At 46.6% G+C, this 26,356-nt stretch carries 30 protein-coding genes and 1 rRNA gene; 28 read left to right on the top strand and 3 right to left on the bottom strand.

All coding sequences use genetic code 11. The annotated features are described in order from the left end of the window. The first annotated feature begins 82 nt into the window (after positions 1-82). The 26 genes from metK to pqqA all read left to right on the top strand — a co-directional run bounded on the left by metK (position 83) and on the right by pqqA (position 22,664). Complete coding sequence (gene metK, locus MDMS009_RS02640) at positions 83-1,246, top strand: methionine adenosyltransferase (RefSeq protein WP_008290300.1); 1,164 nt, start codon at positions 83-85, stop codon at positions 1,244-1,246. 13 nt (positions 1,247-1,259) lie between these two features. Next, positions 1,260-2,570, top strand: a complete 1,311-nt coding sequence (gene ahcY, locus MDMS009_RS02635) for an adenosylhomocysteinase (RefSeq protein WP_008290260.1) — start codon at positions 1,260-1,262, stop codon at positions 2,568-2,570. Between the two features lie 64 nt (positions 2,571-2,634). Then, positions 2,635-3,489, top strand: coding sequence for a methylenetetrahydrofolate reductase [NAD(P)H] (gene metF, locus MDMS009_RS02630; RefSeq protein WP_036315889.1), 855 nt, complete (start codon positions 2,635-2,637; stop codon positions 3,487-3,489). Between the two features lie 25 nt (positions 3,490-3,514). Beyond that, positions 3,515-4,207 carry an ABC transporter permease gene (locus MDMS009_RS02625; RefSeq protein ID WP_008290265.1) on the top strand — a complete coding sequence of 231 codons (693 nt, stop codon included), beginning with the start codon at positions 3,515-3,517 and terminating at the stop codon, positions 4,205-4,207. Beyond that, positions 4,207-5,196 (top strand): ABC transporter ATP-binding protein, encoded by a 990-nt coding sequence (locus MDMS009_RS02620; protein ID WP_008290252.1) that lies wholly within the window; start codon positions 4,207-4,209, stop codon positions 5,194-5,196. Before MDMS009_RS02625 ends, MDMS009_RS02620 begins: the two co-directional genes overlap by 1 nt. A gap of 109 nt (positions 5,197-5,305) precedes the next feature. After that, a complete protein-coding gene (locus MDMS009_RS02615) occupies positions 5,306-6,757 on the top strand; it encodes an RNA polymerase factor sigma-54 (RefSeq protein ID WP_008290316.1) in 1,452 nt (483 codons plus the stop codon). 36 nt (positions 6,758-6,793) lie between these two features. Continuing rightward, positions 6,794-7,120, top strand: a complete 327-nt coding sequence (gene hpf, locus MDMS009_RS02610; RefSeq protein ID WP_008290289.1) for a ribosome hibernation-promoting factor, HPF/YfiA family — start codon at positions 6,794-6,796, stop codon at positions 7,118-7,120. Positions 7,121-7,134: 14 nt separating this feature from the next. Further along, a complete protein-coding gene (locus MDMS009_RS02605) occupies positions 7,135-7,596 on the top strand; it encodes a PTS sugar transporter subunit IIA (protein ID WP_008290306.1) in 462 nt (153 codons plus the stop codon). A 3-nt stretch (positions 7,597-7,599) separates the two neighbouring features. After that, positions 7,600-8,118 carry an HPr kinase/phosphorylase gene (locus MDMS009_RS02600; protein ID WP_008290304.1) on the top strand — a complete coding sequence of 173 codons (519 nt, stop codon included), beginning with the start codon at positions 7,600-7,602 and terminating at the stop codon, positions 8,116-8,118. A gap of 116 nt (positions 8,119-8,234) precedes the next feature. Continuing rightward, positions 8,235-8,642, top strand: coding sequence for a PTS sugar transporter subunit IIA (locus MDMS009_RS02595; protein ID WP_008290258.1), 408 nt, complete (start codon positions 8,235-8,237; stop codon positions 8,640-8,642). Next, positions 8,639-8,908: an HPr family phosphocarrier protein gene (locus MDMS009_RS02590; RefSeq protein ID WP_036315828.1), complete on the top strand. Its 270-nt coding sequence runs from the start codon at positions 8,639-8,641 to the stop codon at positions 8,906-8,908. The genes MDMS009_RS02595 and MDMS009_RS02590 overlap by 4 nt, the downstream gene beginning before the upstream one ends. Further along, positions 8,905-10,653, top strand: a complete 1,749-nt coding sequence (gene ptsP / locus MDMS009_RS02585; RefSeq protein WP_008290290.1) for a phosphoenolpyruvate--protein phosphotransferase — start codon at positions 8,905-8,907, stop codon at positions 10,651-10,653. Before MDMS009_RS02590 ends, ptsP begins: the two co-directional genes overlap by 4 nt. 98 nt (positions 10,654-10,751) lie before the next feature. After that, complete coding sequence (mgtE, locus tag MDMS009_RS02580) at positions 10,752-12,110, top strand: magnesium transporter (protein WP_036315834.1); 1,359 nt, start codon at positions 10,752-10,754, stop codon at positions 12,108-12,110. 26 nt (positions 12,111-12,136) lie between these two features. Next, a complete protein-coding gene (gene aroC / locus MDMS009_RS02575) occupies positions 12,137-13,231 on the top strand; it encodes a chorismate synthase (protein WP_043887852.1) in 1,095 nt (364 codons plus the stop codon). Positions 13,232-13,242: 11 nt separating this feature from the next. After that, positions 13,243-14,412 carry an MFS transporter gene (locus MDMS009_RS02570; RefSeq protein ID WP_043887851.1) on the top strand — a complete coding sequence of 390 codons (1,170 nt, stop codon included), beginning with the start codon at positions 13,243-13,245 and terminating at the stop codon, positions 14,410-14,412. Between the two features lie 123 nt (positions 14,413-14,535). Further along, positions 14,536-15,885, top strand: coding sequence for a Na(+)-translocating NADH-quinone reductase subunit A (locus MDMS009_RS02565; protein ID WP_008290262.1), 1,350 nt, complete (start codon positions 14,536-14,538; stop codon positions 15,883-15,885). Positions 15,886-15,887: 2 nt separating this feature from the next. Then, a complete protein-coding gene (locus tag MDMS009_RS02560) occupies positions 15,888-17,096 on the top strand; it encodes an NADH:ubiquinone reductase (Na(+)-transporting) subunit B (protein ID WP_008290283.1) in 1,209 nt (402 codons plus the stop codon). 4 nt (positions 17,097-17,100) lie between these two features. Continuing rightward, on the top strand, positions 17,101-17,925 hold the full coding sequence (locus MDMS009_RS02555) for a Na(+)-translocating NADH-quinone reductase subunit C (protein WP_008290261.1): 825 nt from the start codon (positions 17,101-17,103) through the stop codon (positions 17,923-17,925). A 3-nt stretch (positions 17,926-17,928) separates the two neighbouring features. Next, positions 17,929-18,591, top strand: a complete 663-nt coding sequence (locus MDMS009_RS02550) for an NADH:ubiquinone reductase (Na(+)-transporting) subunit D (RefSeq protein WP_008290278.1) — start codon at positions 17,929-17,931, stop codon at positions 18,589-18,591. Next, the gene (gene nqrE, locus MDMS009_RS02545) at positions 18,592-19,200 is read left to right on the top strand and encodes an NADH:ubiquinone reductase (Na(+)-transporting) subunit E (protein ID WP_036315845.1); all 609 of its coding nucleotides are present in this window, start codon (positions 18,592-18,594) and stop codon (positions 19,198-19,200) included. Then, a complete protein-coding gene (gene nqrF / locus MDMS009_RS02540; RefSeq protein ID WP_008290299.1) occupies positions 19,200-20,417 on the top strand; it encodes an NADH:ubiquinone reductase (Na(+)-transporting) subunit F in 1,218 nt (405 codons plus the stop codon). Before nqrE ends, nqrF begins: the two co-directional genes overlap by 1 nt. After that, entirely contained in the window at positions 20,418-20,612 is a 195-nt protein-coding gene (nqrM, locus tag MDMS009_RS02535) for a (Na+)-NQR maturation NqrM (RefSeq protein WP_043887849.1), read from the top strand. 21 nt (positions 20,613-20,633) lie between these two features. Beyond that, positions 20,634-21,098, top strand: coding sequence for a CBS domain-containing protein (locus MDMS009_RS02530; protein WP_008290314.1), 465 nt, complete (start codon positions 20,634-20,636; stop codon positions 21,096-21,098). A gap of 103 nt (positions 21,099-21,201) precedes the next feature. Continuing rightward, positions 21,202-21,417: a putative signal transducing protein gene (locus tag MDMS009_RS02525; protein WP_008290317.1), complete on the top strand. Its 216-nt coding sequence runs from the start codon at positions 21,202-21,204 to the stop codon at positions 21,415-21,417. Positions 21,418-21,500: 83 nt separating this feature from the next. After that, a complete protein-coding gene (gene cysK, locus MDMS009_RS02520) occupies positions 21,501-22,454 on the top strand; it encodes a cysteine synthase A (RefSeq protein WP_008290297.1) in 954 nt (317 codons plus the stop codon). Positions 22,455-22,592: 138 nt separating this feature from the next. Continuing rightward, positions 22,593-22,664 carry a pyrroloquinoline quinone precursor peptide PqqA gene (gene pqqA, locus MDMS009_RS15990; protein ID WP_081443609.1) on the top strand — a complete coding sequence of 24 codons (72 nt, stop codon included), beginning with the start codon at positions 22,593-22,595 and terminating at the stop codon, positions 22,662-22,664. A gap of 62 nt (positions 22,665-22,726) precedes the next feature. Here the strand turns inward: pqqA and MDMS009_RS02515 are convergent, their stop codons facing one another. Next, positions 22,727-23,452 carry an alpha/beta fold hydrolase gene (locus tag MDMS009_RS02515; protein WP_154646953.1) on the bottom strand — a complete coding sequence of 242 codons (726 nt, stop codon included), beginning with the start codon at positions 23,450-23,452 and terminating at the stop codon, positions 22,727-22,729. A 135-nt stretch (positions 23,453-23,587) separates the two neighbouring features. Here MDMS009_RS02515 and MDMS009_RS02510 point away from each other — a divergent pair, with 135 nt between their 5' ends. Next, positions 23,588-23,950 carry a cupin domain-containing protein gene (locus MDMS009_RS02510; protein WP_008290274.1) on the top strand — a complete coding sequence of 121 codons (363 nt, stop codon included), beginning with the start codon at positions 23,588-23,590 and terminating at the stop codon, positions 23,948-23,950. Here the strand turns inward: MDMS009_RS02510 and MDMS009_RS02505 are convergent. After that, complete coding sequence (locus MDMS009_RS02505) at positions 23,947-24,381, bottom strand: hypothetical protein (RefSeq protein ID WP_043887848.1); 435 nt, start codon at positions 24,379-24,381, stop codon at positions 23,947-23,949. The genes MDMS009_RS02510 and MDMS009_RS02505 overlap by 4 nt on opposite strands. A 71-nt stretch (positions 24,382-24,452) precedes the next feature. Here MDMS009_RS02505 and MDMS009_RS02500 point away from each other — a divergent pair, with 71 nt between their 5' ends. Further along, on the top strand, positions 24,453-25,805 hold the full coding sequence (locus MDMS009_RS02500; protein WP_008290272.1) for an AAA family ATPase: 1,353 nt from the start codon (positions 24,453-24,455) through the stop codon (positions 25,803-25,805). A 199-nt stretch (positions 25,806-26,004) separates the two neighbouring features. Here the strand turns inward: MDMS009_RS02500 and rrf are convergent. Further along, positions 26,005-26,119, bottom strand: a 5S ribosomal RNA gene (gene rrf, locus MDMS009_RS02495). Positions 26,120-26,356: the final 237 nt, after the last annotated feature.

Genomic DNA, 26,356 nt, shown 5'->3' with positions numbered 1-26,356 from the left:
TAGTAATGGGCGTGACAACTGCTACACCTTCACCAAAACCCACTATCAACACCTAAGTCACATTGTATTGGGGAAGTTGACTATGAGTAGTAATTATCTTTTCACCTCTGAATCGGTATCCGAAGGACATCCGGATAAAGTTGCCGATCAGATTTCAGATGCGATTCTGGATGAAATCCTGCGTCAAGACCCTCGTGCTCGCGTAGCCTGCGAAACCTTAATCAAAACAGGTGCAGCTGTCATCGCTGGTGAGATCACCACCTCGGCGTGGGTCGATTTGGAAGACGTCGTTCGCAAAACCATTACTGATATCGGCTATAACAGCTCTGATGTCGGCTTTGACGGTCAGACCTGTGCTGTTATGTCGCTAATTGGCAAACAGTCTGGCGATATTGCGATGGGGGTTGACCGTGATACTGAAGAAAACCAAGGTGCCGGCGACCAAGGCCTCATGTTTGGTTATGCCAGTAATGAAACCGATGTACTGATGCCTGCCCCCATCACCTATGCTCATCGTTTGGTCAAACGTCAGGCACATATTCGCAAAAGTGGTGAGCTGAGTTGGTTACGTCCAGACGCCAAAAGTCAGGTGACGTTTGCTTACGAAAATGGCAAACCGGTGGGCATCGATGCGGTTGTTTTGTCTACCCAGCACAGCCCGGACATTTCTCAAAAAGATTTACAGGAAGCGGTGATGGAACACATCATCAAACCTGTTTTACCAGAAGCGTGGCTGACGGCTAAAACCCAAATCCATATCAACCCAACCGGCCAATTTATTATTGGTGGTCCGGTCGGCGATGCTGGTCTGACCGGCCGCAAAATTATCGTTGATACATACGGCGGTATGGCGCGTCATGGCGGTGGTGCTTTCTCAGGTAAAGACCCATCAAAAGTGGATCGTAGTGCTGCCTATGCTGGCCGCTATGTAGCTAAAAATATCGTTGCTGCGGGTTTGGCTGACCGTTGTGAAATCCAGGTTTCCTACGCCATTGGTGTGGCTGAACCCACGTCTATCAGTGTGGAAACCTTTGGCACCGGCAAAATCGCCCAAGATCAACTTGTGGCTCTGGTCAGAGAGCATTTCGACCTTCGCCCGGTCGGTCTAATCAAAATGCTTGACCTCATTAAACCTATTTACCAGCCAACTGCAGCTTATGGCCATTTTGGTCGTGAAGATGCTGATTTCAGCTGGGAAAAAACCGATATGGCTGACGTATTACGTGATGCCGCCGGTCTCAAATAATTAAGGAATTACCATGCAATCTGCTATTGAAAATCTCGACCCTGATTACAAAGTTGCTGATATCAGCCTCGCCAAATGGGGCCATCAGGAAATTAAAATTGCTGAAAGCGAAATGCCCGGACTGATGGCGTTACGTGAAGAATACGCTGGCAAAAACCCACTGCAAGGGGCTCGTATTGCCGGTTGTCTGCACATGACAATTCAAACCGCGGTGTTGATTGAGACCTTGATTGAATTAGGCGCAGAAGTCCGTTGGTCTTCATGCAATATCTTCTCGACACAAGACCACGCAGCCGCTGCCATTGCCGATCAAGACATTCCCGTATTTGCCTGGAAAGGGGAAACGGAAGAAGAAGCCGTTTGGTGTATCGAGCAAACAATTCTTGGCCCCAACAACTGGCGTCCAAACATGATTCTGGATGACGGCGGTGATCTGACTCAGATCATGCACGATAAATACCCAGAATTGCTGGCAGATGTAAAAGGCCTGTCAGAAGAAACCACAACAGGTGTTCATCGTCTCTACGAAATGATGAAAGAGGGTTCATTAAAAGTGCCAGCGATTAACGTCAATGACTCTGTGACTAAGTCTAAATTCGATAATCTTTATGGCTGTCGTGAGTCTTTATTGGACGGTATCAAGCGCGCAACTGACGTCATGATCGCCGGTAAAATCTGTGTTGTTTTAGGTTACGGCGATGTCGGTAAAGGCTGTGCTCAAGCGTTCCGCGGTATGGGCGCCACCGTTTTGGTAACTGAAATCGACCCTATCTGTGCGCTACAAGCCAGCATGGAAGGTTACCGCATTGTCAGCATGGATGATGCAGCTAACATGGGCGATATTTTTGTGACCACCACCGGTAACATCGATGTCATCAACCATGATCATATGCTGGCGATGAAAAACGAAGCTATCGTTTGTAACATCGGTCACTTTGACTCAGAGATTGATGTCGCCTCTTTGCGTCAATATGAGTGGGAAAACATCAAACCACAAGTGGATCACGTTATCTTCCCTGACGGTAAACGCATCATCTTGTTGGCTGAAGGCCGTTTGGTTAACTTGGGTTGTGCCACTGGCCACCCTAGCTTTGTGATGTCAGCCTCATTTACCAACCAAGTCATGGCACAAATCGAGTTGTGGCAAAACAGTGCGAACTACGAAAATAAAGTCTACGTTTTGCCGAAGAAGTTGGACGAAAAAGTCGCGCAACTTCACTTGGGTCGTATTGGTGCTAACCTGACTAAACTGACGGATGCCCAATCTAAGTATCTTGGTCTTGACCAAGATGGTCCTTACAAGCCTGAGCATTACAGGTATTAATATCCTTTGAGGTAGAATGGGCTGGTTTTTATCAGCCCATTTTTTTAATAAGTCTAAAAAAAACATGTCTAACAACCTGACGATTAGCTGCGAATTCTTTCCGCCCAAAACGGAAAAAGGTATTGCAAACCTACGCCGTGTGCGTGAAGAGCTCAGACCATTAGCGCCAGAGTTCTACTCCGTCACCTTTGGTGCCGGTGGCTCTACCCAAGACAACACACTGGAAGCCGTGATTGATATTCAAAAACAGCAACCAGAAACAGATATAGATGCGGCACCGCACTTATCCTGCGTAGGCTCAAATGCTGACAGATTACGCACCATATTAAATACCTATCGTGACAATAATATCCGTCGAGTGGTCGCGCTACGTGGTGATTTACCCTCTGGTATGCGCGATCCGGGCGATTTTCGTTATGCCAATGAACTGGTTGAATTCATCCGTAACGAAACCGGCGATTTTTTTAATATCGAAGTTGCTGCTTATCCGGAAGTTCACCCGCAGGCGCCAACCGCTGAGTTGGACCTGGAAAACTTTAAACGTAAAGTGGATGCTGGTGCCGATAGTGCGATAACCCAGTATTTCTACAATATCGATGCTTATCGTTTCTTTCTTGATCGTTGTGAAAAACTGGGGATCGATATTCCCATCATTCCAGGCATCATGCCGATTAATAATTTTGCTCAGCTGTCACGTTTTTCTGCTGGTTGTGGTGCTGAGATTCCGCGTTGGCTGCGTAAACGACTGGAAGAGTTTTATGATGATACCGAGTCCATGCAAGCCTTTACGCTTGATTTTCTGACGGAATTTACCCAACAACTGATCGACATCGGTGTACCCGGCCTACATTTTTATAGTATGAACAAAACACAGCCAACACTCACCGTGTGTGAACGACTTGGTTTGGTAAAAACCTAAACCGATAATCAGGCCAAGCAGCGAAATGGACTATTTTGCCAACTCCTTACTCGCCGCTTTGCGTTTAATTGGCAGTCTTGACGCTGATATTTACCAGATTGTTTTTACGTCCGTATTGATCTCTCTGGCAGCCTCAGCTATCGCTGCCATCATTGCTGTTCCCGCTGGTGTGATGATGGCGCTGCATCAGTTTCGAGGTAAGCAATTCACCCAGCATTTATTGAACACCTTGATGGCGATGCCTACCGTCGTCATTGGTTTATTGCTTTATGGTTTATTCAGTCGCTTAGGGCCTTTGGGTGAATGGGGATTACTTTATACCCCGACGGCTATCATCATCGCCGAAGCAATTTTAATTTTCCCCATTATGATGAACCTCACGATTACCGCCGTGAATGGGGCCGATCCCCGCTTAGTGCCGACTTTGCGTAGTCTTGGTGCGCGCACTATACAAATGGCATTTCAGGTTATTCGCACCACCCGTCTGGCTATTTTGGCAGCGATTATTGCTGGCTTTGGTCGCGCGATTGGTGAGGTCGGTGCTGCCATGATGTTGGGTGGCAATATAGCTGGTTACACCCGAACGATGACCACGGCAATAGCCTTGGAAACCAGTAAAGGTGAGTTTGAATTAGGCCTCGCGCTGGGTTTATTGCTGCTGATCATTGCCTTTGTGCTTAACTTTTTACTATCCGCTTTGAACAAGGCTAGTTCCTGATGTCAGCGTATCAACTTAACGATATTGAGGTCCGCTATGGTCAAACCAAAGCCTTGGATATCAGCTCATTGGAGTTGGCAACGAATCAATCTACCGCTTTGTTGGGTGAAAATGGTGCGGGCAAATCTACGTTGATGCACCTGCTGGCCTTTATCCAAAAACCCAATGCAGGCCAGATTCATTTACAGGGTGAAGCTGTTAAAGACACGCTGAGTTCACAGCAACGGCAAAAAATCGGTTTTGTATCCCAGCAACCTTATCTACTGACAGGCAGCATTCGCGACAACCTGAAGCTTGCTCTAAAGCTGCAACACATACCGCGACATTTACATCAGCCATTTATCGATGAAGCGTTAACAATAGTCAACCTTACTGACCTCAGTGACCAAGATGCCGCGACGCTGTCTGGCGGCGAATTAAAACGCGCAGCCATCGCCCGCGCGATTGTCTATCAGCCTGATATTCTATTACTTGATGAACCTTTCTCACATTTGGACCAACGGCATATTCACCAGTTAGAAAAGACGATTCAACTTTTTGCCCAAAAGTCTGGCAAAACGGTGGTATTTTCTACGCATGACCGGCTTCAGGCCATGGCTATCGCCGACAACTCGGTTAATTTAGTTTCAGGGCGGGTGACCAGTGCCCCACTGCTCAATCTATATCATGGTCATTGCCACCAGCAGCAATTCAACACCGGACAAATAGTGGTTCATGTGGCTGAAAACAAACCCGAGGCACGGCATATCGCGATTGACCCGCGCGAAATCATTATTTCTGATCAGCCGCTGGAACATACCAGCATGCTTAACCGCTTTCAGGGCAGATTAATTCAGATTGCTGAAGAAACTGGTCACATCCGCTTGCTGGTCGATTGTGGTGAACGTTTCCACGCAATTATTACTCCCACATCACTGAATAAATTAGCATTACAACTAGGTGACACAGTTTGGCTAAGCTTCAAAGCCAGCGCGGTCAGTGTCTTCTAAATCTCAGTGTGGTGTGCTTCACATAAGAATTTAATCTTTTGCTGTAGGCAATGGCATAACACTTGCGGTAACATAAACACATGGTCGCAAAATCACATAAAAAATCTCTGTGAAACCCTCATTACAGCTACGTGTAGGCCAAAGCCTGTCGATGACGCCGCAGTTGCAACAAGCGATACGCTTATTGCAGCTTTCTTCGCTCGAATTACAGGCGGAGATTCAGGAAGCACTTGAATCGAACCCGCTGCTTGAAGTCGAAGAAGACTACGACTATGACGGTGCACCGGAAAGCAGCGATGAGGATCAAGCCAGTCGTGATATCAGTCAGTTAGAGAATCAGGACATCCCTGAAGACTTGCCGGTTGATACCAAGTGGGAAGATATGTACGACCACCAGCCGGCATCAACCGCCAGCAGTCAGAGCATGATTGATGGCGATATGGAGCGCGAAAATCAGGACGAAAGTGGCGATTCATTGCAGCAGCATCTCCTCTGGCAAATGCGCCTGACCCATTTCACAGAAATCGAAGAAGCCATTGCCACAACCATCATTGATTCGGTTGAAGATGATGGTTATCTCAAAACCACACTCGAAGATATCCAGCAAAGTCTGGGAGAAGAATTTGCTGAAATTGAACTCGATGAAATCGAGACGGTGTTACATCGCATTCAGCACTTTGATCCAGTCGGTGTTGCCGCCCGCGATCTCAGGGAATGTCTGCTGATTCAATTGCGCGTGTTGGAAGTAACTGGCCTGCCGCATATCGAATTACTCAAAGAATTAATCGACAAGCACCTCGATACACTGGCTAAACGTGACTACGCACAAATTAAACGTGCGCTGAAAGTTTCCGATGAGGAATTGACTGAGTTAGTACGTTCCATTCAGCTACTAAACCCACGCCCCGGCAGCCAGATACAGACCAACAACACTGAATATATCGTGCCTGATGTCTATGCTCGTAAATACAAAGGTAGATGGTCATTATCACTAAATCCTGATAATGCGCCACGGATCCACATTGCCGAGCATTACGCACAGTTGATTAACCGCGCAGACAACAGCTCTGAAAACACGTATCTGAAAAACAACTTACAAGAAGCGCGCTGGTTTTTGAAAAGCCTACAAAGTCGTAATGAAACGCTGCTGAAAGTAACCGAAGCGATTATCGAGCGTCAGAAAGACTTTCTCGATCATGGTGAAGAAGCGATGAAACCGTTGGTATTAGCGGATATTGCAGAAGTCGTCGAAATGCACGAATCAACTATTTCACGGGTTACCACTCGTAAATATCTGCATACACCTCGCGGTATTTTTGAACTGAAGTACTTCTTTTCCAGTCATGTTAGTACGGATGCAGGCGGTGAATGTTCAGCCACTGCAATTCGCGCTATTATCAAGAAACTGGTTGCGGCGGAAAATCCACGCAAACCGTTAAGCGACAGCAAGATTGCTGACATCCTTGGCGATCAAGGCATCAATGTCGCACGTAGAACAATTGCAAAGTATCGCGAAACGTTGGCGATTGCGCCTTCGAATGAGCGAAAACGGCTGGTGTAAAAGCCGGTTATCACAACTCAAAAGGAGTCCTTAATTATGCAATTAAACTTAAGCGGACAACATATCGAAATTACTGACAGCCTGCGGGACCATGTCAATAAAAAGTTCGAGAAACTGACTCGCCACTTCGATAACATGACCAATGTTCATGTCATTCTGTCTGTTGAAAAACTGCGCCAAAAAGCAGAAGCAACAGTGCATGTCAGTGGTGCAGACTTGTTCGCCTCCGATGAGAACGAAAACATGTATTCAGCCATTGAAAATTTGGTGGCCAAACTGGATCGCCAGATCATCAAACATAAAGACAAAATCACCGATCATCACCAAGCGGTCGGTGCCGAAATGAAGCACAACGCAAATTAAGAACGGGATTTTCTATGCTTATTGCCGCATTATTGGTTAATGCAGATAACATCAGCTTTAAAGACTCGGCCTCCAGTAAGAAAAAAGTGCTGGAGAACCTGAGTCAAAAGCTTGCGGTTAACACCACCGCGACAACGGCAGAGAAAATATTTCAGGTACTGCTGGAACGTGAGCGTTTAGGCAGTACCGGCTTGGGTAAGGGCGTGGCTATCCCCCACGCCCGGGTCCCGGGGCTGACACATACGGTTGCCGCCATGCTCACTCTGGACACGCCCGTGGCCTTTGAGTCCGCTGATAGCCAACCCATCGATATCGCGTTTGGCTTGCTGGTACCGGAAGACGATACCGAAAATCATCTACAACACCTGTCACGTCTTGTCACCTTATTCCGAGACGCTGACATCTGTGAAAAGATTCGCACGGCGAAAGATGCTGACGATATCTTCGAATTACTCATATCCATCGACGACGATTAAATCATGCCTGACAAACAGCAAACCGAGTCTCGTCATGGCGTGATGGTTTGCATCAACGGTCATGGTGTCTTAATCACCGGTGCCGCTGGCATTGGTAAAAGTAGTCTGGCCTTAGAGCTGCTCATCCAAGGCCATCAACTGGTCGCCGATGACGTTGTCGAATTAACAAGAATAGAACAGAGCCTAACCGCTTCCAGCCCCAGCATGCTCAAAGGATTGCTGCATACACGCGAACTGGGCACCATCAATATTGAGCAACAGTTTGGCCAACATGCTGTGCTCGATTCATCACCTGTTCATTATCAGCTAAAGCTGAGCGCAACCCTCTCAGGAAACACAACGCTTGAGGCCAGTTCCCCCGACGCGACGCTCCTACAAAAGCCGATTCAGACATTGTGTTTATCTATGATGAATCCGGCTTCAATAAGCAGTCGCTTACTGGTTTGGTTAGATCTGCAACAAACGACCAATAACGGCAAGCAGACCTTGATGCAGCGACAACAACAACAAATGAGTCAGTAAGCAGGGCGCACCGATTTGATTACACCCCGGATATCCATTACATTCAAAGCCGTCATGAGGGCAAGTATCCGTCTTGTTTCAACAATCAGTGGCACTGATTTTTACAGAGAGCAGAAATGACCGTAGGCGTTTTACTCGTATCACATAATAATATCGGCACCGAGCTTATTAATACGGCTCGTCAAATGCTGTCTTGTTGCCCGTTACCGACCAAGGTGCTTTCAATTGCCACCATGGACAGTCCCGAAGCGATCCGACTGGAACTGGATGATGATCTGAAAAATCTGGATCAAGGGAATGGCATTTTGATTTTGACCGATATGTTTGGGTCCACGCCCAGCAATATTGCCTGTGCGGTGTCTGATCGAGACGATATTCGTGTTGTGTCCGGGCTAAATTTGCCAATGCTGGTTCGCGTCTTAAATTACCCGGCTCTCGACCTTGATGAATTAGAACACAAAGCCCTAAGCGGCGGCCAGGAAGGCGTAGTCCGTTGTCATCACTCAGGATATTCAAGAAAATGATGGAACAAACTTATACGATTATTAACAAACTCGGTCTGCATGCCAGAGCAGCAGCCAAGTTTGTGACCACAGCGTCGAACTTTGATGCCGATATCAAAGTGTCGCGTGATGGCCGTATTGTTAATGGTAAAAGCATCATGGGCGTGATGATGTTGGCAGCAGCAAAAGGCACCCAAATCACAGTCAATGCAGAAGGCAATGATGCCCAGGATGCACTATCAGCACTTGAAGGTCTGATTAATGATTATTTTGGAGAGGGTGAATGACACTTGAACTCCAGGGCATAGGCGTATCGCGAGGCATCGCTATTGGCCGCGCGCACATCTTGTTTCATAACCAGCCCGATGTTCGTGAATATTTAATTCCGGCGTTTGCGATTGAGCAGGAAGTTGAGCGTTTCCTTGATGCAATTGAGCAGGCCAAACAGCAACTTAAATCAATTCGTAACCATATTCCCGCAAACGCTCCTGCTGACGTTACCTCGTTTATTGATACGCATTTACTGATGCTCAATGACTCTTCATTGAACAAGATTCCGGTTGATATGATTCGCCAGCGTCGCTGTAATGCCGAATGGGCATTACAACTGCAACGCGATGCGTTGATTAATGTGTTTAATGAGATGGACGACCCCTATTTGCGTACACGCAGGGATGATGTCGACCATGTGGTTAACCGCATTCACCGTATCCTCAATGATCAGGAAGTCCAAGATCATGAAATTCCAGATGGTCGTCTTAAAGGCCATATCATCATTGCAGAAGACTTAACCCCAGCGGATACCGTCTTAATGCAACACCAGGGTATTGTTGCGTTTGTCACTGAACACGGTGGTGCCACCTCACATACCACCATTCTTGCCCGTAGTTTGGGGATACCCGCTATCGTAGGTATTGAATCAGTTCGTCGCTATGTGCAAGATAATGAGCCACTGATCGTCGATGGTGAAACCGGTGTCATGCTGTTAGGCGCCGATGAAAAGACGCAGGAAGAATACGAAGCCAGGCTGGTTGAATTTCGTGAACATATTTCTTCACTGAGCCGTTATAAGTCACAGCCCACCAAAACACGTGACGGTAAATCGATTACATTGCTGGCTAACGCTGAATTGCCCGAAGACATCACCACAATCAGTGCAGCAGGAGCGCAAGGGATCGGTTTGTATCGTACCGAGTTTCTCTATATGAATCGTCTCACACCGCCGGAAGAAGAAGAGCAGTTATCGGCTTATCGTGATGTGGTTGAAGGCATGAATAACCAGCCGGTCACCATCCGTACTTTTGACTTAGGCGCCGATAAAACCGTTGATGGTGGGCGCCATCTCAATCAAACCGTGGTCACCAACCCGGCTTTGGGTTTGCGCGCGATTCGTTTGTGTTTAAACCAGCCCAATATGTTCCGTACCCAATTACGTGCAATTTTACGCGCTTCGGCTTACGGCAAAATTAAGATCATGTTTCCCATGATTTCGACCATGCATGAGTTGCTGCAAGCAAGACATTTGCTGGAACAATCTAAACATGAGCTGGATAAAGAACATATTGAGTATGATCATCACATCGAAATCGGTGCGATGATTGAAATCCCTGCCAGTGCGGTGTGTGCCGAAATGTTTGCGCGTCATGTCGACTTTTTATCTATCGGTACCAACGACTTGATTCAGTACACACTGGCTATCGACCGTATCGATGACCATGTGAACTACCTATACGACCCACTACATCCCGCGGTGTTGCGCTTGATTCATATGACGTTAAGTGCCGGCAAAAAACATAATGTGGATGTGTCGATGTGTGGTGAGATGGCTGGTGACCCGCGCTATACCCGCTTGCTACTGGCTATGGGGCTGGAAAATTTCAGTATGCATCCTAATGCTTTGCTGGAAGTAAAACAGGTCATCAATGAAACTGACCTCAGTCAGTTACCGGCCAATACGATGGAAATGATGGATGCGGTTGATCCACTCGAAGCCGATATGCTGCTGGAACAGATTAACGGTCCCGATCATTAACTGATTTGGTCTCTGCGCTATTCAGCAGCTTGTAAGCAGGCTAAAATAGCGCCCCGTAAGCACGCCCCCCGAACAACCGCTGTTGTTGAGACCTGAATATGTCAGAGCTGGACCACAATCACGCACTAAATCAGTCAATTGACACCCTCTCCGATGCGCTGCAAAGCGGTCGGTTTGTGCGTATGCGTCGCTTACTGGCAGGCCTGCATCCAGCTGAAACAGCGCATCTGCTCGAATCGTTACCCCCTACTGAACGTAAGATCTGTTGGCCGTTAATCAACCCGGATCTGCGCGGTGATGTGCTTTCATACATCGGTGAGGAAGTCCGTACCGATCTGATGACGGAAATGGACACCGCGGATCTGATCAACGCAACCGAAGATCTGGATACCGATGATATCGCCGATATCCTGCAGGATCTGCCCGATCACATCGTGCATGAAGTATTACGTGCGATGGATAGTCAGCACCGTCGTCGGGTAGAAGCTGTTCTTGCCTTTGATGAGGATAGCGCCGGTGGTTTAATGAACACCGACGTCATTACCGTGCGCACTGATATTACCCTGGAAGTGGTGTTACGTTACTTGCGCATGCTCGGTGAACTGCCAGAGAACACTGATAGTCTGTATGTGGTCGATCATGACGATCACTACCTTGGTACCTTAAGACTGTCTCAGGTTGTCAGCCGCAGTCGGTCACTCTTAGTCAGTGAAGCCATGTCGCATCAGGTCGATCCGATTCCGGCCAATATGTCAGATCGTGATGTTGCCCGCCGCTTTGAGAAGCATGACCTCATTTCTGCACCGGTGATTGATAAAGACAATCACCTGCTTGGTCGTATCACCATCGATGACGTGGTTGACGTTATCCGCGATGAAGCGGAGCACTCAATGTTGAGCATGGCGGGTCTGGGTGAAGATGAAGATACCTTCGCTCCGGTAAGACGTAGTGTGAACCGTCGTTCTGTCTGGCTTGGCGTTAACCTGCTTACCGCCTTTCTGGCCTCATGGGTGATTGGTCTGTTCGATACCACTATCCAGAAACAGGTGGCTTTGGCTGTTCTGATGCCGATTGTCGCCAGCATGGGAGGTATCGCCGGCAGCCAGACTTTAACGCTGGTTATTCGCTCAATGGCACTGGGTCAGATTAATGATAAAAACCAGCGCTGGCTATTGCGTAAAGAATTTCTGGTGGGCGCCAGCAACGGCATCATCTGGGCAGTTGCTATCGCGATTGTGACAGTGATCTGGTTTAATAGCCTATCGCTGGGTGTGCTGATTGGTACTGCCATTGTTATCAACCTGATAGCTGCCGCCCTCGCTGGCGTGACAATACCACTGACATTAAAACGAATTGGTATTGATCCAGCTTTATCAGGCAGCGTACTACTTACTACCGTCACTGATGTGATTGGTTTTACTGCCTTTCTCGGCTTTGCTTCAATGTTTATTGTTTAAACTTTTACCTGCTCGGAATAATAGCTATGTCTGGTAACACTTTTGGAAAATTATTCACTGTCACCACTTTTGGTGAAAGTCACGGCCCCGCATTGGGCTGTATCGTTGATGGCTGCCCGCCGGGAATGGAACTCAGTGAAGCTGACTTGCAGGCCGATTTAGACAGACGCAAACCGGGCAAAACGCGTTATGAAACTCAACGCAAAGAAGCCGATCAGGTAAAAATTCTTTCCGGTGTTTTCGAGGGTAAAACCACTGGCACGCCGATTGGCATGCTGATTGAAAATACCGATCAGCGGTCTAAAGATTACGGCAACATCATGCATCAGTTCCGTCCTGCACATGCTGACTATGCGTATCATCACAAATATGGTTTTCGTGATTATCGTGGTGGTGGCCGTTCATCAGCTCGTGAAACGGCAATGCGTGTCGCTGCAGGCGGCATTGCTAAAAAATACCTGAAACAACAATTTGGCATTGAGATTCAAGGTTACCTGGCACAGCTTGGCCCCGTTGTGATTGAAAAGCATGATTGGTCTCATATGGAAAAGAGTGCTTTTTTCAATCCCGATCCGGATAAAGAAACCGACATTGAAAATTATATGAAATCACTGAAAGGTGATTCTATCGGTGCTCGCGTCAACGTTATTGCTAAAAATGTGCCGCCAGGTTGGGGCGAGCCGATTTTTGATCGACTCGATGCTGAAATTGCTCATGCGATGATGAGTATCAATGCCGTCAAAGGCGTGGAAATTGGTGCAGGTTTTGACGCTGTCACCCAAAAAGGCAGTGAGCATCGTGATGAAATCACGCCAGAAGGCTTTTTAAGTAACAATGCCGGTGGTGTATTAGGTGGCATATCCAGCGGTCAGGATATCTTAGTCAGTATGGCACTGAAAGCCACATCTAGCCTTAGCATTCCGGGTAAAAGCATTAATACCGCCGGTGAACCTGTTGAGGTGGTAACGAAAGGCCGTCACGATCCATGTGTCGGAATTCGTGCTACGCCGATCGCCGAAGCGATGATGGCGTTGGTGCTAATGGATCATGTACTCAGACACCGCGCGCAAAACATGGACGTCACAACGGATACGCCTATCGTTCCGGCACAAAAACCCTAGTTTTTAACGGCGTGCCTTTCTCCCAACTCCCCTACTGGCGTCTGTCGGGATTTTATTTTTTTTACTTCGCCTGTCTGGGCGTGCTGGTGCCGTATTGGAGCCTTTACCTGAAATGGGAAGGTTTTTCTGCCAGTGATATTGGTGAATTAACCGCTATTTTATTGGCTTCACGGATCATCGCTCCCAATGTATGGGGGTGGATAGCCGATCATCATGGCCAACGCATGCGTATCGTGCGCTTTGCCAGCTTTGCTGCGACTTTAGTATTCACTGCTATTTTCTTTAACCAGAGCTACCTATGGGTCGCCGCAACATTACTTTTATTCAGCTTCTTTTGGAATGCCTCGCTACCACAATTTGAAGTGACGACACTGCAACATTTGGGCGAGCACAGCCACCATTACAGCAAAGTCAGGGTGTGGGGCTCAATCGGCTTTATTGTAATAGTGATGGCATTAGGCTGGTTATTGGAGTTTTTTGACCCCAGTATCGTCCCCATTGCCTTATTTCTCAGTACTGCGGGTATTTGGTTGGTCAGCCTGAGTGTGCCAGAGTCGGCATCACGGCATATGAGCCTGACTCAGGTATCGCTGAAAACCTTGCTCAAACGTCCAGCAGTGATTGCATTCTTACTGATGTGTTTTTTAATGCAGGCCAGTCACGGACCGTATTACACCTTTTACACAATCTATCTGGAAGAAAATGGTTATGGCCGCGGTTTGATTGGGCAACTGTGGGCACTGGGTGTGTTTGCCGAGGTAATTATCTTTTTATTTATGCACCGTTGGTTGCCAAAGTTTGGCTTACGCTATGTCCTGCTGGTCAGTCTGCTATTAAGTGCCGGTCGCTGGTTGCTTATCGCTTTATTTCCGCAAAACCTGCCCGTTTTGACCTTTGCACAGTTGTTACATGCTGCCAGTTATGGCACTTATCATGCGGCGGCGATCGCTTGGGTGCACCGGCACTTTACCGGTAAAACCCAAGGACGTGGCCAAGCCCTTTACAGTAGTGTCAGCTTCGGAGCCGGTGGCGCGTTAGGCAGCCTGATCAGCGGCTACCTGTGGCTTACACCCGGCCCGATGTGGACTTACTTTTTAGCCGCAATGGCCTGTGTCATTGCTTTTGCTATTTCCTATGTATGGCTCAAAGAAGATGACAGTCATATAAAAGCCGAGCCGTAAATACCACTTTTTATCTGGTTTTTACGCTTCCCTTCACTAGTGACAATACTTATACTTAGGGGCTGACAAATTAACAAAAACGCAGATAGCAGACACGTCCGTTGTCTCCTGACCAGGTGAAATATGCATTTCTCGATTAAGAAAGGGCTGGATTTGCCCATCTCGGGGAAACCCGAACAAACTATCTATGACGGTAATCACGTCAGTTCGGTAGCGGTGTTGGGTAATGAGTACGTAGGCATGAGACCCACTATGCTGGTCGAAGAAGGCCAACGGGTCAAACTGGGCGAAGCACTGTTTGAGGATAAGAAAAATCCCGGTGTGCTTTTCACTGCACCAGGCGCAGGGACTATCAAAGCTATCAACCGTGGTGCTAAGCGGGCTTTGCAATCCGTCACCATAGAGCTTGACGGTGATGAAGAAGTCACTTTCCAAGACTATACTGCCGATAGCTTGGATAATCTGGAAACAGATGCCATTACCAAAAATCTGGTCGACTCCGGTCTTTGGCTTGCGTTTCGTACCCGTCCCTATAGCCGCTCACCAGCGATTGATGCCACCCCTGATGCTATTTTTGTCACAGCGATGGATACCAATCCACTGGCAGCCGATCCCAGCATTATCATTAATAACTATGCCGAAGACTTTAAGCATGGTCTGACAGTCATTAGTCAGTTAACCCAAGGCAAAGTCTTTGTCTGTCAGGCTGCTGATACCGCTTTACCTGTCAGTCACCGTGACAATATCGAAGTCAACACCTTTTCAGGCCCACACCCAGCTGGTCTAGCAGGTACCCACATTCACCTGTTGAACCCGGTTAGTGCGACTAAGTCGGTCTGGACCATTAACTATCAAGACGTCATTGCTATTGGTAAATTGTTTACCACCGGACATCTCTGGGTTGAACGCATCATTTCGTTTGCAGGTCCTTTGGTCAATAAACCTCGCCTGATTCGAACACGCCTAGGAGCCAGTACTGAAGACTTAGTTCGTGGTGAAGTTGCCGCTGTTCAATCACGTGTTATTTCTGGCTCAGTACTGCATGGCCACACTGCCAATAACTGGGCAGCGTATTTAGGCCGTTTCCACACGCAGCTTTCCGTCATCGCTGAAAGCGTTGATCGTGAATTGCTGGGCTGGATTAAACCCGGTGGTAAAAATAAATTCTCGGCGCTGAATGTGTTTATCTCCAGCTTATTTCCGAAAAAGGATCTGGCGCTGACTACCTCGCAAAATGGCAGCCCACGGGCGATGGTGCCAGTAGGCGTATTTGAACGGGTGATGCCGCTCGATATTTTGCCAACGCAATTATTGCGTTCACTACTGGTCAAAGACACAGATTCAGCGCAAGCATTGGGATGCTTGGAGTTAGACGAAGAAGATCTCGCTTTATGTTCTTTCGTCTGTTCGGGTAAATATGATTACGGCCCAGCATTGAGAACTAACCTTACACAAATTGAGAAAGAAGGATAATCATGGCGCGTTTAAGACGTTTCCTTGATCGTATCGAACCACAGTTCCAACAAGGTGGTCCCTACGAGAAGTATTACGCCCTGTATGAGATGGTCGACACCTTCATTTATTCACCGGCGGATGTCACCCGAGGCTCACCGCATGTGCGTGATGCTATCGATCTAAAACGGGTCATGAGTTATGTCGTGGTCGCGACCTTCCCGGTTTTATTGTTAATGCTGTGGAATACAGGCTTTCAGGCAAACTCCGCGATGGCTCAGATCGGGATGACAGAATCCGAGGGCTGGCGTCATTGGTTAATGAGTTCACTGGGGATTGCTTACGATCCAAACAGTCTCTTTGCCAATATGTTCCATGGGCTGCTCTATTTCCTGCCAATGTACATAGTGACCTTAGCTGCGGGTGGTACATTTGAAGTTATTTTCGCCGCGGTACGCAACCATGAGGTCAATGAAGGCTTTTTGGTTAGCTCAATGCTCTATACCCTCACGCTACCGCCTTCCACACCACTGTGGATGGTTGCACTGGGTATTATCTTCGGTGTCGTGCTCGGGAAAGAAGTCTTTGGTGGTACCGGTAAAAACTTCCTCAACCCCGCGCTGACAGGTCGTGCATTTTTGTACTTCGCCTACCCCGCAGCCATGTCAGGTGATGCAGTCTGGACTGCAGTTGATGGTTATACTGGCGCGACGCCTTTGGCTTTAGCAGCCAGTGGTGGTGTTGAAGCAATTACGGAAGCCGGTTACAGCTTGAGCCAAACGTTTTTTGGCATGATTCCGGGCTCATTGGGTGAAACGTCGACGTTTGCCATTTTGATTGGTGCAGCGTTCCTTATCTACACACGGGTTGCCAATTTCCGCATTATTTTCGGTGTGTTTTTGGGTATGGTCTTTACCAGTTTGCTGTTTAACCTGGTTGGCAGTGATACCAATCCCATGTTTGCGGTGCCTTGGTACTGGCATATCACTATCGGTGGCCTCGCCTTCGGTATGGTGTTTATGGCCACAGACCCGGTCTCTGCCGCTATGACCGATAAAGGGCGCTGGATTTACGGCTTTTTGATTGGCTTTATGGCAGTGCTGATTCGAGTCATCAATCCTGCCTTCCCTGAAGGCATCATGCTGGCCATTCTGTTCGGTAATATTTTTGCACCATTGATTGATCATTTTGTGGTGCAAGCCAACGTCAAACGTAGATTGAAGCGAAGTTAATCACATGGCTGAAACAACCCCCAAGAAAGGATTGCTGGGCTCGCTAATGAGCCTGCCCAATGATAATCCAAAGAAAACTTTATTTATCGCCGTATTGCTGTGTTTAGTTTGCTCGATATTAGTATCAACGGCCGCGGTGTCATTGAAACCGATTCAGACTAGCAACAAAAAAGACGATATTAAACGCAATATTCTCGCTGTTACAGGCTTATCAGATAGTGATGGCAACATCGACGAATTATTTAGTCAGTTTGATGTTCGTCTAATCGACCTAAGCGAAGGTAAGTATGCTGAGACGGATATTGATCCGGTCAGTTATGATCAGCGTAAGGCTTCTTCTGATCCACAAATGAGCGTCAGGCTCAGCAGCGAACAAAATATTGCTGGCATTGGCAGTCGCGCTAAACTGGCACCGGTTTACCTGCTGACTGAAGGCGACACCATTAAACAGGTGGTATTGCCAGTCCATGGTTATGGTTTATGGTCTACGCTGTATGGCTTTTTGTCACTGGATGGCGACTTCAATACCATCCGTGGTTTACGTTTCTATGAGCATGCTGAAACACCGGGCTTAGGTGGTGAAGTCGACAACCCGAAATGGCGTGCACAATGGGAAGGCAAAAAAGTCTTTGATGAAACCGGTAATGTAGAAATTCGTGTTATTCGTGGTCATGTTGATACAAACACAAAAAATGCCGAATACAAAGTCGATGGTTTGTCAGGCGCGACATTGACCAGTAATGGTGTCACTAACCTATTGCAATACTGGTTAGGTGATCATGGCTTTGGTCCTTATCTGAAAAATATGCGTTCCGAGTTGGGGAAATAGCAGATGGCTAGTCAAGCAAAAACCAATGTTGTCGATCCACTGATTGATAACAATCCGATTACACTTCAAGTATTAGGCATATGTTCCGCCTTGGCGGTGACGACAAATATGATGTCGTCGTTAATTATGTGTATCGCTTTGACAACGGTAACCGCCTTTTCTGGTCTCTTTATCAGCGCTATTCGTAAGCACATACCGACTAACATTCGTATTATCGTGCAAATGACGATCATTGCCTCTTTGGTTATCATCGTCGATCAGGTGCTTAAGGCATATGCCTACGAAGCGAGTAAATCGCTATCGGTATTTGTTGGACTTATCATTACCAACTGTATCGTACTCGGTCGCGCTGAAGCCTATGCAATGAAAAATCCGCCCATGCTAAGTTTCCTCGATGGTATCGGTAATGGTCTGGGTTACAGCCTCATTTTGATGGCAGTTGCGTTCTTCCGCGAGTTATTAGGTGCCGGTAAGTTATTCGGCCATCAGGTCATTCCCGTCGCCAACGAAGGTGGCTGGTATATTCCTAATGGTCTGATGCTGCTTCCACCAAGTGCGTTCTTTGTCATCGGCCTGATGATTTGGGCGATTCGTAGTTGGAAGAAAGAACAAGTAGAAAAACCGGACTACCAGATTCACCAAGTTCACCGCACGGAGGTACTGTAAGTGGAACATTATCTAAGCCTCTTTATTCGTGCGATCTTTGTTGAGAATCTGGCTTTAGCATTCTTTCTCGGTATGTGTACCTTCCTTGCCGTATCAAAAAAGATTGAAACGGCTCTAGGTCTGGGTATTGCCGTTATTCTGGTACAGGTAATCACCGTACCTGCAAATAACCTTATTTATCAGTACTTACTAAAAGATGGCGCATTAGCGTGGGCTGGTTTACCCGATGTAGACCTGAGCTTTCTCGGCCTTATTAGTTACATTGGTGTGATTGCGGCCATGGTACAAATACTCGAAATGGCAATGGATAAGTACGCTCCGGCGCTTTATAACGCCTTAGGTATTTTCTTACCGCTGATCACCGTTAACTGTGCCATCCTCGGTGGTACGCTGTTCATGGTTGAGCGCGATTACAACCTAGCAGAAAGTGCCGTTTATGGGGTAGGCAGTGGCTTAGGCTGGGCAATGGCCATTACTGCAATTGCCGGCATCAGAGAAAAATTGAAATACTCCGACGTGCCTGATGGCTTACAAGGTCTCGGTATAACCTTTATTACCGCTGGACTAATGGCGCTCGGCTTCATGTCATTTTCGGGGATACAGCTGTAATGGAAATCATACTCGGTATCGTATTATTCACGCTCATCATCATGGCTTTGGTGTTCCTGATTCTGGGCGCACGGTCAAAACTAGTCTCAACCGGTGATGTAGAAATCATCATCAATGATGAAAAAACCATTCATACACCGGCCGGTAGTAAATTACTGGGTGCATTGGCTGATGCAGATATGTTCGTTTCTTCTGCCTGTGGCGGTGGTGGCACATGCGGTCAGTGTAAGGTGAAAATCTTTGAAGGTGGTGGTTCTATCCTGCCCACAGAGGAATCACACATCACCAAACGCGAAGCACATGACGGTGATCGTTTGTCATGTCAGGTGGCGGTTAAACAAAACATGAAAATCGAAGTACCTGAAGAGGTCTTCGGTGTTAAAAAGTGGGAATGCACTGTACGTTCTAATGAAAACGTCGCCACCTTTATCAAGGAGTTGGTACTGGAACTACCCGAGGGTGAGGACGTAAAATTCCGCGCCGGCGGTTTTATTCAAATTGAATGTCCACCTCACACCATAGAGTATAAAAATTTCACCATCGAGGATGAATATCGCGGTGACTGGGATCGCTATGATATGTGGCGTTATAAATCTATCGTGAAAGAAGATGTGGTTCGCGCCTACTCAATGGCTAACTATCCGGAAGAAAAAGGCTTGGTGATGCTGAATGTACGTATCGCCTCACCACCGCCGGATAATGACGATATCCCGCCGGGTCAGATGTCTTCATATATCTTTAATCTGAAACCGGGTGACAAGGTCACTATTTCAGGACCATTCGGTGAGTTCTTTGCTAAAGATACCGATAAAGAAATGATCTTCATCGGTGGTGGTGCTGGTATGGCGCCTATGCGCTCACATATCTTTGATCAGCTACGCCGCCTCAACAGCTCTCGTAAAATGACATTCTGGTATGGTGCGCGCAGCCTACGTGAAATGTTCTACACCGAAGATTTCGACGAGTTGGCCGCCGAAAATGACAACTTCACCTGGAATGTTGCGTTGTCTGATCCACTTCCCGAAGATAACTGGGAAGGCTACACTGGATTTATACATAACGTGTTGTATGACAACTATTTGCAAAATCACGCGGCTCCGGAAGACTGTGAGTTTTATATTTGTGGTCCCCCTATGATGAATGCTGCCGTGATCAATATGTTAGAAGACTTGGGTGTTGAGCGAGAAAATATTCTGCTTGATGACTTCGGGGGTTAAATGACAACGTTTATCGCTGCATTTGTTGCATTACTTATCATCGTTGCCGCTATGGCAGTTGGTGTTTTGTTTGGTCGTCCTGCGATCAAGGGAAGCTGCGGCGGTCTGAATCAAGTCGGCTTGAGTGGTAGCTGCGGCGGTGCATGTTCTCTTCAGGAAGAAGAAGAGTGTGCTCGACGTAAATCACAACAATAATAAGGTCACAGGAGTAACGCCATGCTCGCACCATTGAAAGTAAAAGACTATATGAATGGCACTAAAATCACATTCACACCCGATATGGATGTGTTGCGTGCAATTCACCAACTGATTGAGTTTAAAATTTCAGGTGCACCGGTGATTGATCATCATGGCAACCTGATTGGTTTTTTGTCTGAAAAAGACTGCATGCAAGTCGCGCTCAATGCTGCATACCAAGGTGAAGCTGCTGGCAAAGTGTCTGAATTCATGCACGATGGCTGCAATACCGTTGATGTCGAGACCTCCATTATTGAAGTGGCCGAAACCTTTTTAACCTCTGCTTATAAGTGCCTACCCGTTATCAAAGAAAACCGTCTGGTAGGCTCAATAACGCGTCAGAACATATTGAAAGCGCTGGAGAAGACCGCCAATATTGAAAGTGCTAAAAAACCAGCCAAACAATCCACAAAGCAGCAGATCCACGTCAGCAGCTCATCCTGATATGTAGTCTTGCCTTTATGGAGAAAACAGCTACTTCGGTAGCTGTTTTTGTTTCAACACTAAGGATACACTTAACGCATCAGGCTAACGACAGGAGTGGACCATGCATTTGATATTTCGTGCAAGCAATATCCTCGAAGCCCATATCGTGGCAGGCATGCTGAAAAATAATGATATCGACTGCCATGTTGGTGGCCATTACCTTCAAGGTGCTGTCGGTGATTTACCCGCCGCCGATTTTGCACATGTCTTTGTCAATGAAGCCGATATAGATAAAGCTGAAACACTGATTTCGGAGTATGAAAATGGTGCGCTCTGAGGCTCTACAATCCTAGTTGTTTTTTCACTACGATGGTTTTGGTGTAAGCTTTCGGTTCAGCCACAACAACAGAAAGATGCAGCATGATTTATAACAGTATTCTTGACACCATTGGCAACACCCCTGTTGTCCGTCTCAACAACATTGCCCCGGCCCATGTCGACATGTTCGTCAAGGTCGAATCTTTTAACCCGATGGCCTCGGTCAAAGACCGTTTAGCTTTTGCCGTGATTGATGACGCGGAAAAACGCGGCGTACTGCAACCGGGTCAAACCGTGGTTGAAGCCACATCCGGCAATACCGGTATAGCCCTTGCGATGGTCTGTGCTGCCAAAGGCTATCCATTTGTTGCCACGATGGTTGAAACCTTCTCTGTTGAGCGCCGTAAAATTATGCGTGCCTTGGGTGCTAAAGTCATCCTGACACCCGCTGCTGAAAAAGGGACGGGGATGGTCAAAAAAGCCGAGGAACTGGCTGAAAAACATGGCTGGTTTCTGGCTCGTCAGTTTGAGAATCCCGCCAATCCAGCTTATCACCGCAATACTACCGGTCCTGAAATTTTGTCGGATTTTGCTGGTAAGCGCCTCGATTACTGGGTGTCAGGCTGGGGCACAGGCGGTACGCTAACGGGTGCCGGGGAAATGATTAAACTAGCACGACCTGAAACTAAAATTGTTGCGACTGAACCCGCAGCGGCTTCCATGTTAGCCGGTGATGGCTGGAATCCTCACAAAATTCAGGGTTGGACGCCAGACTTTATTCCTGATGTGTTAAACCGTGACGTGCATGACGAACTGTACCCCGTTACTGATGAAGAAGCTAAGCATTGGGCATTACGACTTGCCAGTGAAGAAGGTATATTTGTTGGTCTTTCGTGTGGCGGCACGCTGGCAGCAGCAATGAAAGTGGCTGACAATGCCGAACCTGGCTCAACCATCCTCGCTATGCTGCCTGATACTGGCGAGCGCTACTTATCAACTTATCTGTTTGAAGGAATGAATGAAGGCTCTGATGATGATTGGCTGGATAACTTGTAATTAATACAGCGATCATCTGTTTTCTCGATGACAATTATAGAATTAAGTCGTTAGACAGTGGCCTAAGCTCTTTCTAAACTACATAAACATTACCGAAAAACGGTAATTAAATTCTTAACAGATATGAGGAAACAAGCAATGTGGACTAAACCAGAATACTCAGATATGCGTTTCGGTTTCGAAGTAACGATGTATATTTGTAACCGTTGATAGTGCGTTTAAACACGCCGAGTCATGCAGACTCAAAAAAGCCCCGACATCGGGGCTTTTTTTTATTCTAAAACACTGGCCAATGCGAGTGACCAACAACAGGTATGGTCGGCGCCAACAATAATATGACTTTGCACATTATCCAACGAAGTGAGTCGTGATAAATACGATGTTAATACTGAGCCCGGCACCACATGATCACGTTCTCCAATTAAGTGTATTTGTGGTACCTGTTCCAGTGCCTTGCTGTAATCGACAGGATTGAGGGAACCATACAAAGGCGCAATTTGATTAAAGTCAGTCCAGCGCCGGTGATCAAGATTCCCCGCAACTGTAACCAATAACTTCACATCCCGACGCTGTGCAGCGATGATGCTAGCAACTGTGCCGCCACCAGAAAAACCAATAAGACGTACCCGCTCTGCACCAAAACGCAGTTTCATGGCTGTGATAGCCCGACTCATAGAGTGAATAACAGATTGTGAATAGCGGTGCGAGGTCCACAAAGCTTTACTACAAGAATTGAGTCGATTACCAATTAGGTACTGACAAGGCCGACCAAGATACACACTGTTGCCACCAATACCCTGAGCCAACTTCAGCGCGATACCGGGTTTACCGTCACCTTCTATAAAAATATTAAGTGTGTCAGTACGTCGCAGCTCTGGAGGAGCAAAGCCCAGTATTGTGTGTACCCCCCCGGAGAGATAAATCCGGGTCCATGGAGTATTATCTTCAGCCTGAGCAGGGAAAACAAGCGCAACAAACATTATTATGAACAGTTTCATAGAGCACCTCCCTATGAGTTATGTCATCGTTTGTTCTGCATAACTAATGCCATCGTTCCATTTCAGTATAGGCTTCGTGAATCGTTTTGGTAATTTTTTTTGCACAGAGAAACAAAAACTCATTACACTTCCGCCATGACTTCCAATATCAAAAAATACGATCCTGAACGCGAATATTTCTTTGTGGAAGGCTGCTATATCAACGAATTATCTAATGGTGGCTTAGACCCCGATGTCTCCATTGCCCAAGCCAGAGTCACCCCCGGTGTTACTACACAATGGCATCGTCTCAATGGCACAACAGAACGCTATGTCATTCTTGATGGTGAAGGTGAAGTTGAAGTAGGCGACTGCGCACCAAAACAGGTCAAAAAAGGTGATGTCGTCATTATTCCGCCCCAAACTAGACAGCGGATTTCTAATACAGGTGAAGAAGATCTTATCTTTTTGGCAATCTGCTCACCACGTTTCCAAGAAAAAAACTATATTGATAGTTAGCTAGTGTAGCTAATGGAGTAGAGGATAAACCATACCAAAAATGGAATCATTGCTGCTGGGAGAAAAATAAGCCAACACAATGCCTGTAATAACCTACCACGACGAACTGCAGACTTCCCCTCCAACACCCTCACGTCACGTATAACAGGCATATTAGGTGGCGGAAATCGCTGCGATACAATGATCTTTTTGGTAAACAAAATTAGATAGATCGTGATCCATAGAATGGGAGATACCAGTACGAGCATTGCAAGGAAACCCACATAATGGTGTACGACTAGAAATAAAGCGTTTTCCTGTATCCACAGACTGACGTTGCCCAAAGCCAATTCCAGCAGGAAAAACAGACATGTACCGGCTATTGCGCCGATAATCACACTGAGAATAGCTTTTCGGCGTTCTTTGGGATCAGCTTTTTGGATTTGGGGCATTAAACTCATTCCATTGTGACAAACACGCTATTGTGATTATATTTAATCTTGAAAATAATTAGGGACTAGTAATGACTATCAGTGGATACACTTACAACGAGTTCGGTGAAAAGCTTAACGCGTATGTTTCTGCTTCTCAACCTATCCAGTCGCTTGAGCACTTACTAGGGCGATCATCAGAGTTAGAGCGTATCAAAAAGTCTCTTTTTGCACCTGGCCGACATGTTTTCATTTATGGAGAGAGAGGAGTAGGTAAATCTTCCTTAGCTGCAACAGCAGCAAATCAATATCAAAGTGCTGATTCCTCATATATTGATGTTTCCTGTGCACCTGACGCTACGCTGATTTCATTAATCATAAATATTGCATATATAGCTACAGATTTGAGTCATATAAAAACAATAAGTACATCAGTTTCATCTAAATTAAATCTAAGATATCTGACCCTTGAAAACAATAGAGTTGAAGTTCAAAGCAACCTCAATGACACAGTGCGAACTTTAAGTGATGCTATATGTTTATTAAAGGAAGTTACTGAAATCCACTCCGAACGACCTATAGTAGTTATAGATGAGTTCGATCGTATACATTCAGCTGAAGAACGGAATAGATTCGCTGACTTACTTAAACAGCTTGGCGATAAAAAAATTCCTATCAAGTTTATATTCACTGGCGTAGGTACATCACTTAAAGAGTTGCTAGGCTCACATCACTCAGCAATTAGACAGCTAGAAACAATTGAGTTATCGAAATTAAGTTGGGATGCGAGGTGGGAGATTTTATTGTCTGCCGCAAAGGCATTTAACATCAGCGTCGAATATGACATTTGTGTGCGAATAGCAGCGATTAGTGATGGTTATCCGTATTACGTTCACTTGATAACTGAAAAATTATTATGGCGAGTCTTTGAAGATGAAAATAAAGTTTCTGAGGTATCAAAGGATCATTTTCAGTCAGCCTTACGCGATGCAATAGCTGGAATAACTGCTGAGTTAAATAGGCCATATGAACTAGCTGTAAATAGGCGATCAATAGAATATGAAGCAATTATATGGGCAACTGCTGACTCTGATTATCTCCAGAGTAGTCTCGTCGATATGTATGCCTCGTATAAGTTCATAATGAAGCAACTCGATGAATCACCCTTAATCTATGACCAGTTTTCCCAACAAATTCGTAATTTGAAAAAACAAAGATTCGGTGAGATTTTGGTCTCTGATATGCAACGTGGATATTATACGTACCGAGAAAAAATGCTTCGTGGTTACGTTAGGTTACAGGCCGAAGCTAATAATGTTGAACTACTCGGGGAAGAAGCCAAACCCACACAAAAAGAGTATATGAAAGCACCTGCCAAATCATCAACAGGTTATTATCAATCAAGGCCGCCAAAAGGCGTACACTTTGGTCGCAACAGAAATTAACAAAAGTTACCGTTTGCAGTGACCTACTTTATCGCCTACATCCCTGTAGGCGACCCTACGGGCTCGCTTCGCTCATGCAAAAACGCTCCAGGCGTTTTTGTCACATGGGGTGTTGCCATGCTCAGGTGAGTGCATTACAAAACTATTAGACAATAAAAAAGCCCGACTCTTTCGAGACGGGCTTTTCTATTGTATTAAAGCCTGGCAGTGACCTACTTTCACATGGGAACTCCCACACTATCATCGGCGCTAAGCTGTTTCACTTCTGAGTTCGGTATGGGATCAGGTGGGACCAACTCGCTATGGCCGCCAGGCATAACTGGTTGCTAGCTCGCACTAGCTAATTCGGAAAATCGTAACAAGGTAAAGCGCCTATGTCGCTCCCCAAGTGTAACTTGGGGTTATATGGTCAAGCCTCACGGGCAATTAGTACTGGTTAGCTACATGCATTACTGCACTTCCACACCCAGCCTATCAACGTGGTAGTCTTCCACGGCCCTTCACGAGCTTAAAGCTCTGTGAGAACTTATCTTGAGGGGGGCTTCCCGCTT

The sequence above is a fragment of the Methylophaga thiooxydans DMS010 genome (assembly GCF_000156355.1).
Taxonomy (GTDB): domain Bacteria; phylum Pseudomonadota; class Gammaproteobacteria; order Nitrosococcales; family Methylophagaceae; genus Methylophaga; species Methylophaga thiooxydans.
Note: the sequence above shows the minus strand (reverse complement) of the source record. Positions and strands in the feature narration are given on the sequence as shown.

What these genes read in the sequence shown, in the direction of transcription:
- metK (WP_008290300.1), top strand. Translation starts at nt 83, where the DNA reads ATGAGTAGTAATTATCTTTTCACCTCTGAATCGGTATCCGAAGGACAT.
- ahcY (WP_008290260.1), top strand. Translation starts at nt 1,260, where the DNA reads ATGCAATCTGCTATTGAAAATCTCGACCCTGATTACAAAGTTGCTGAT.
- metF (WP_036315889.1), top strand. Translation starts at nt 2,635, where the DNA reads ATGTCTAACAACCTGACGATTAGCTGCGAATTCTTTCCGCCCAAAACG.
- MDMS009_RS02625 (WP_008290265.1), top strand. Translation starts at nt 3,515, where the DNA reads ATGGACTATTTTGCCAACTCCTTACTCGCCGCTTTGCGTTTAATTGGC.
- MDMS009_RS02620 (WP_008290252.1), top strand. Translation starts at nt 4,207, where the DNA reads ATGTCAGCGTATCAACTTAACGATATTGAGGTCCGCTATGGTCAAACC.
- hpf (WP_008290289.1), top strand. Translation starts at nt 6,794, where the DNA reads ATGCAATTAAACTTAAGCGGACAACATATCGAAATTACTGACAGCCTG.
- MDMS009_RS02605 (WP_008290306.1), top strand. Translation starts at nt 7,135, where the DNA reads ATGCTTATTGCCGCATTATTGGTTAATGCAGATAACATCAGCTTTAAA.
- MDMS009_RS02600 (WP_008290304.1), top strand. Translation starts at nt 7,600, where the DNA reads ATGCCTGACAAACAGCAAACCGAGTCTCGTCATGGCGTGATGGTTTGC.
- MDMS009_RS02595 (WP_008290258.1), top strand. Translation starts at nt 8,235, where the DNA reads ATGACCGTAGGCGTTTTACTCGTATCACATAATAATATCGGCACCGAG.
- MDMS009_RS02590 (WP_036315828.1), top strand. Translation starts at nt 8,639, where the DNA reads ATGATGGAACAAACTTATACGATTATTAACAAACTCGGTCTGCATGCC.
- ptsP (WP_008290290.1), top strand. Translation starts at nt 8,905, where the DNA reads ATGACACTTGAACTCCAGGGCATAGGCGTATCGCGAGGCATCGCTATT.
- mgtE (WP_036315834.1), top strand. Translation starts at nt 10,752, where the DNA reads ATGTCAGAGCTGGACCACAATCACGCACTAAATCAGTCAATTGACACC.
- aroC (WP_043887852.1), top strand. Translation starts at nt 12,137, where the DNA reads ATGTCTGGTAACACTTTTGGAAAATTATTCACTGTCACCACTTTTGGT.
- MDMS009_RS02565 (WP_008290262.1), top strand. Translation starts at nt 14,536, where the DNA reads ATGCATTTCTCGATTAAGAAAGGGCTGGATTTGCCCATCTCGGGGAAA.
- MDMS009_RS02560 (WP_008290283.1), top strand. Translation starts at nt 15,888, where the DNA reads ATGGCGCGTTTAAGACGTTTCCTTGATCGTATCGAACCACAGTTCCAA.
- MDMS009_RS02555 (WP_008290261.1), top strand. Translation starts at nt 17,101, where the DNA reads ATGGCTGAAACAACCCCCAAGAAAGGATTGCTGGGCTCGCTAATGAGC.
- MDMS009_RS02550 (WP_008290278.1), top strand. Translation starts at nt 17,929, where the DNA reads ATGGCTAGTCAAGCAAAAACCAATGTTGTCGATCCACTGATTGATAAC.
- nqrF (WP_008290299.1), top strand. Translation starts at nt 19,200, where the DNA reads ATGGAAATCATACTCGGTATCGTATTATTCACGCTCATCATCATGGCT.
- nqrM (WP_043887849.1), top strand. Translation starts at nt 20,418, where the DNA reads ATGACAACGTTTATCGCTGCATTTGTTGCATTACTTATCATCGTTGCC.
- MDMS009_RS02530 (WP_008290314.1), top strand. Translation starts at nt 20,634, where the DNA reads ATGCTCGCACCATTGAAAGTAAAAGACTATATGAATGGCACTAAAATC.
- MDMS009_RS02525 (WP_008290317.1), top strand. Translation starts at nt 21,202, where the DNA reads ATGCATTTGATATTTCGTGCAAGCAATATCCTCGAAGCCCATATCGTG.
- cysK (WP_008290297.1), top strand. Translation starts at nt 21,501, where the DNA reads ATGATTTATAACAGTATTCTTGACACCATTGGCAACACCCCTGTTGTC.
- MDMS009_RS02515 (WP_154646953.1), bottom strand. Translation starts at nt 23,452, where the DNA reads ATGAAACTGTTCATAATAATGTTTGTTGCGCTTGTTTTCCCTGCTCAG.
- MDMS009_RS02510 (WP_008290274.1), top strand. Translation starts at nt 23,588, where the DNA reads ATGACTTCCAATATCAAAAAATACGATCCTGAACGCGAATATTTCTTT.
- MDMS009_RS02505 (WP_043887848.1), bottom strand. Translation starts at nt 24,381, where the DNA reads ATGCCCCAAATCCAAAAAGCTGATCCCAAAGAACGCCGAAAAGCTATT.
- MDMS009_RS02500 (WP_008290272.1), top strand. Translation starts at nt 24,453, where the DNA reads ATGACTATCAGTGGATACACTTACAACGAGTTCGGTGAAAAGCTTAAC.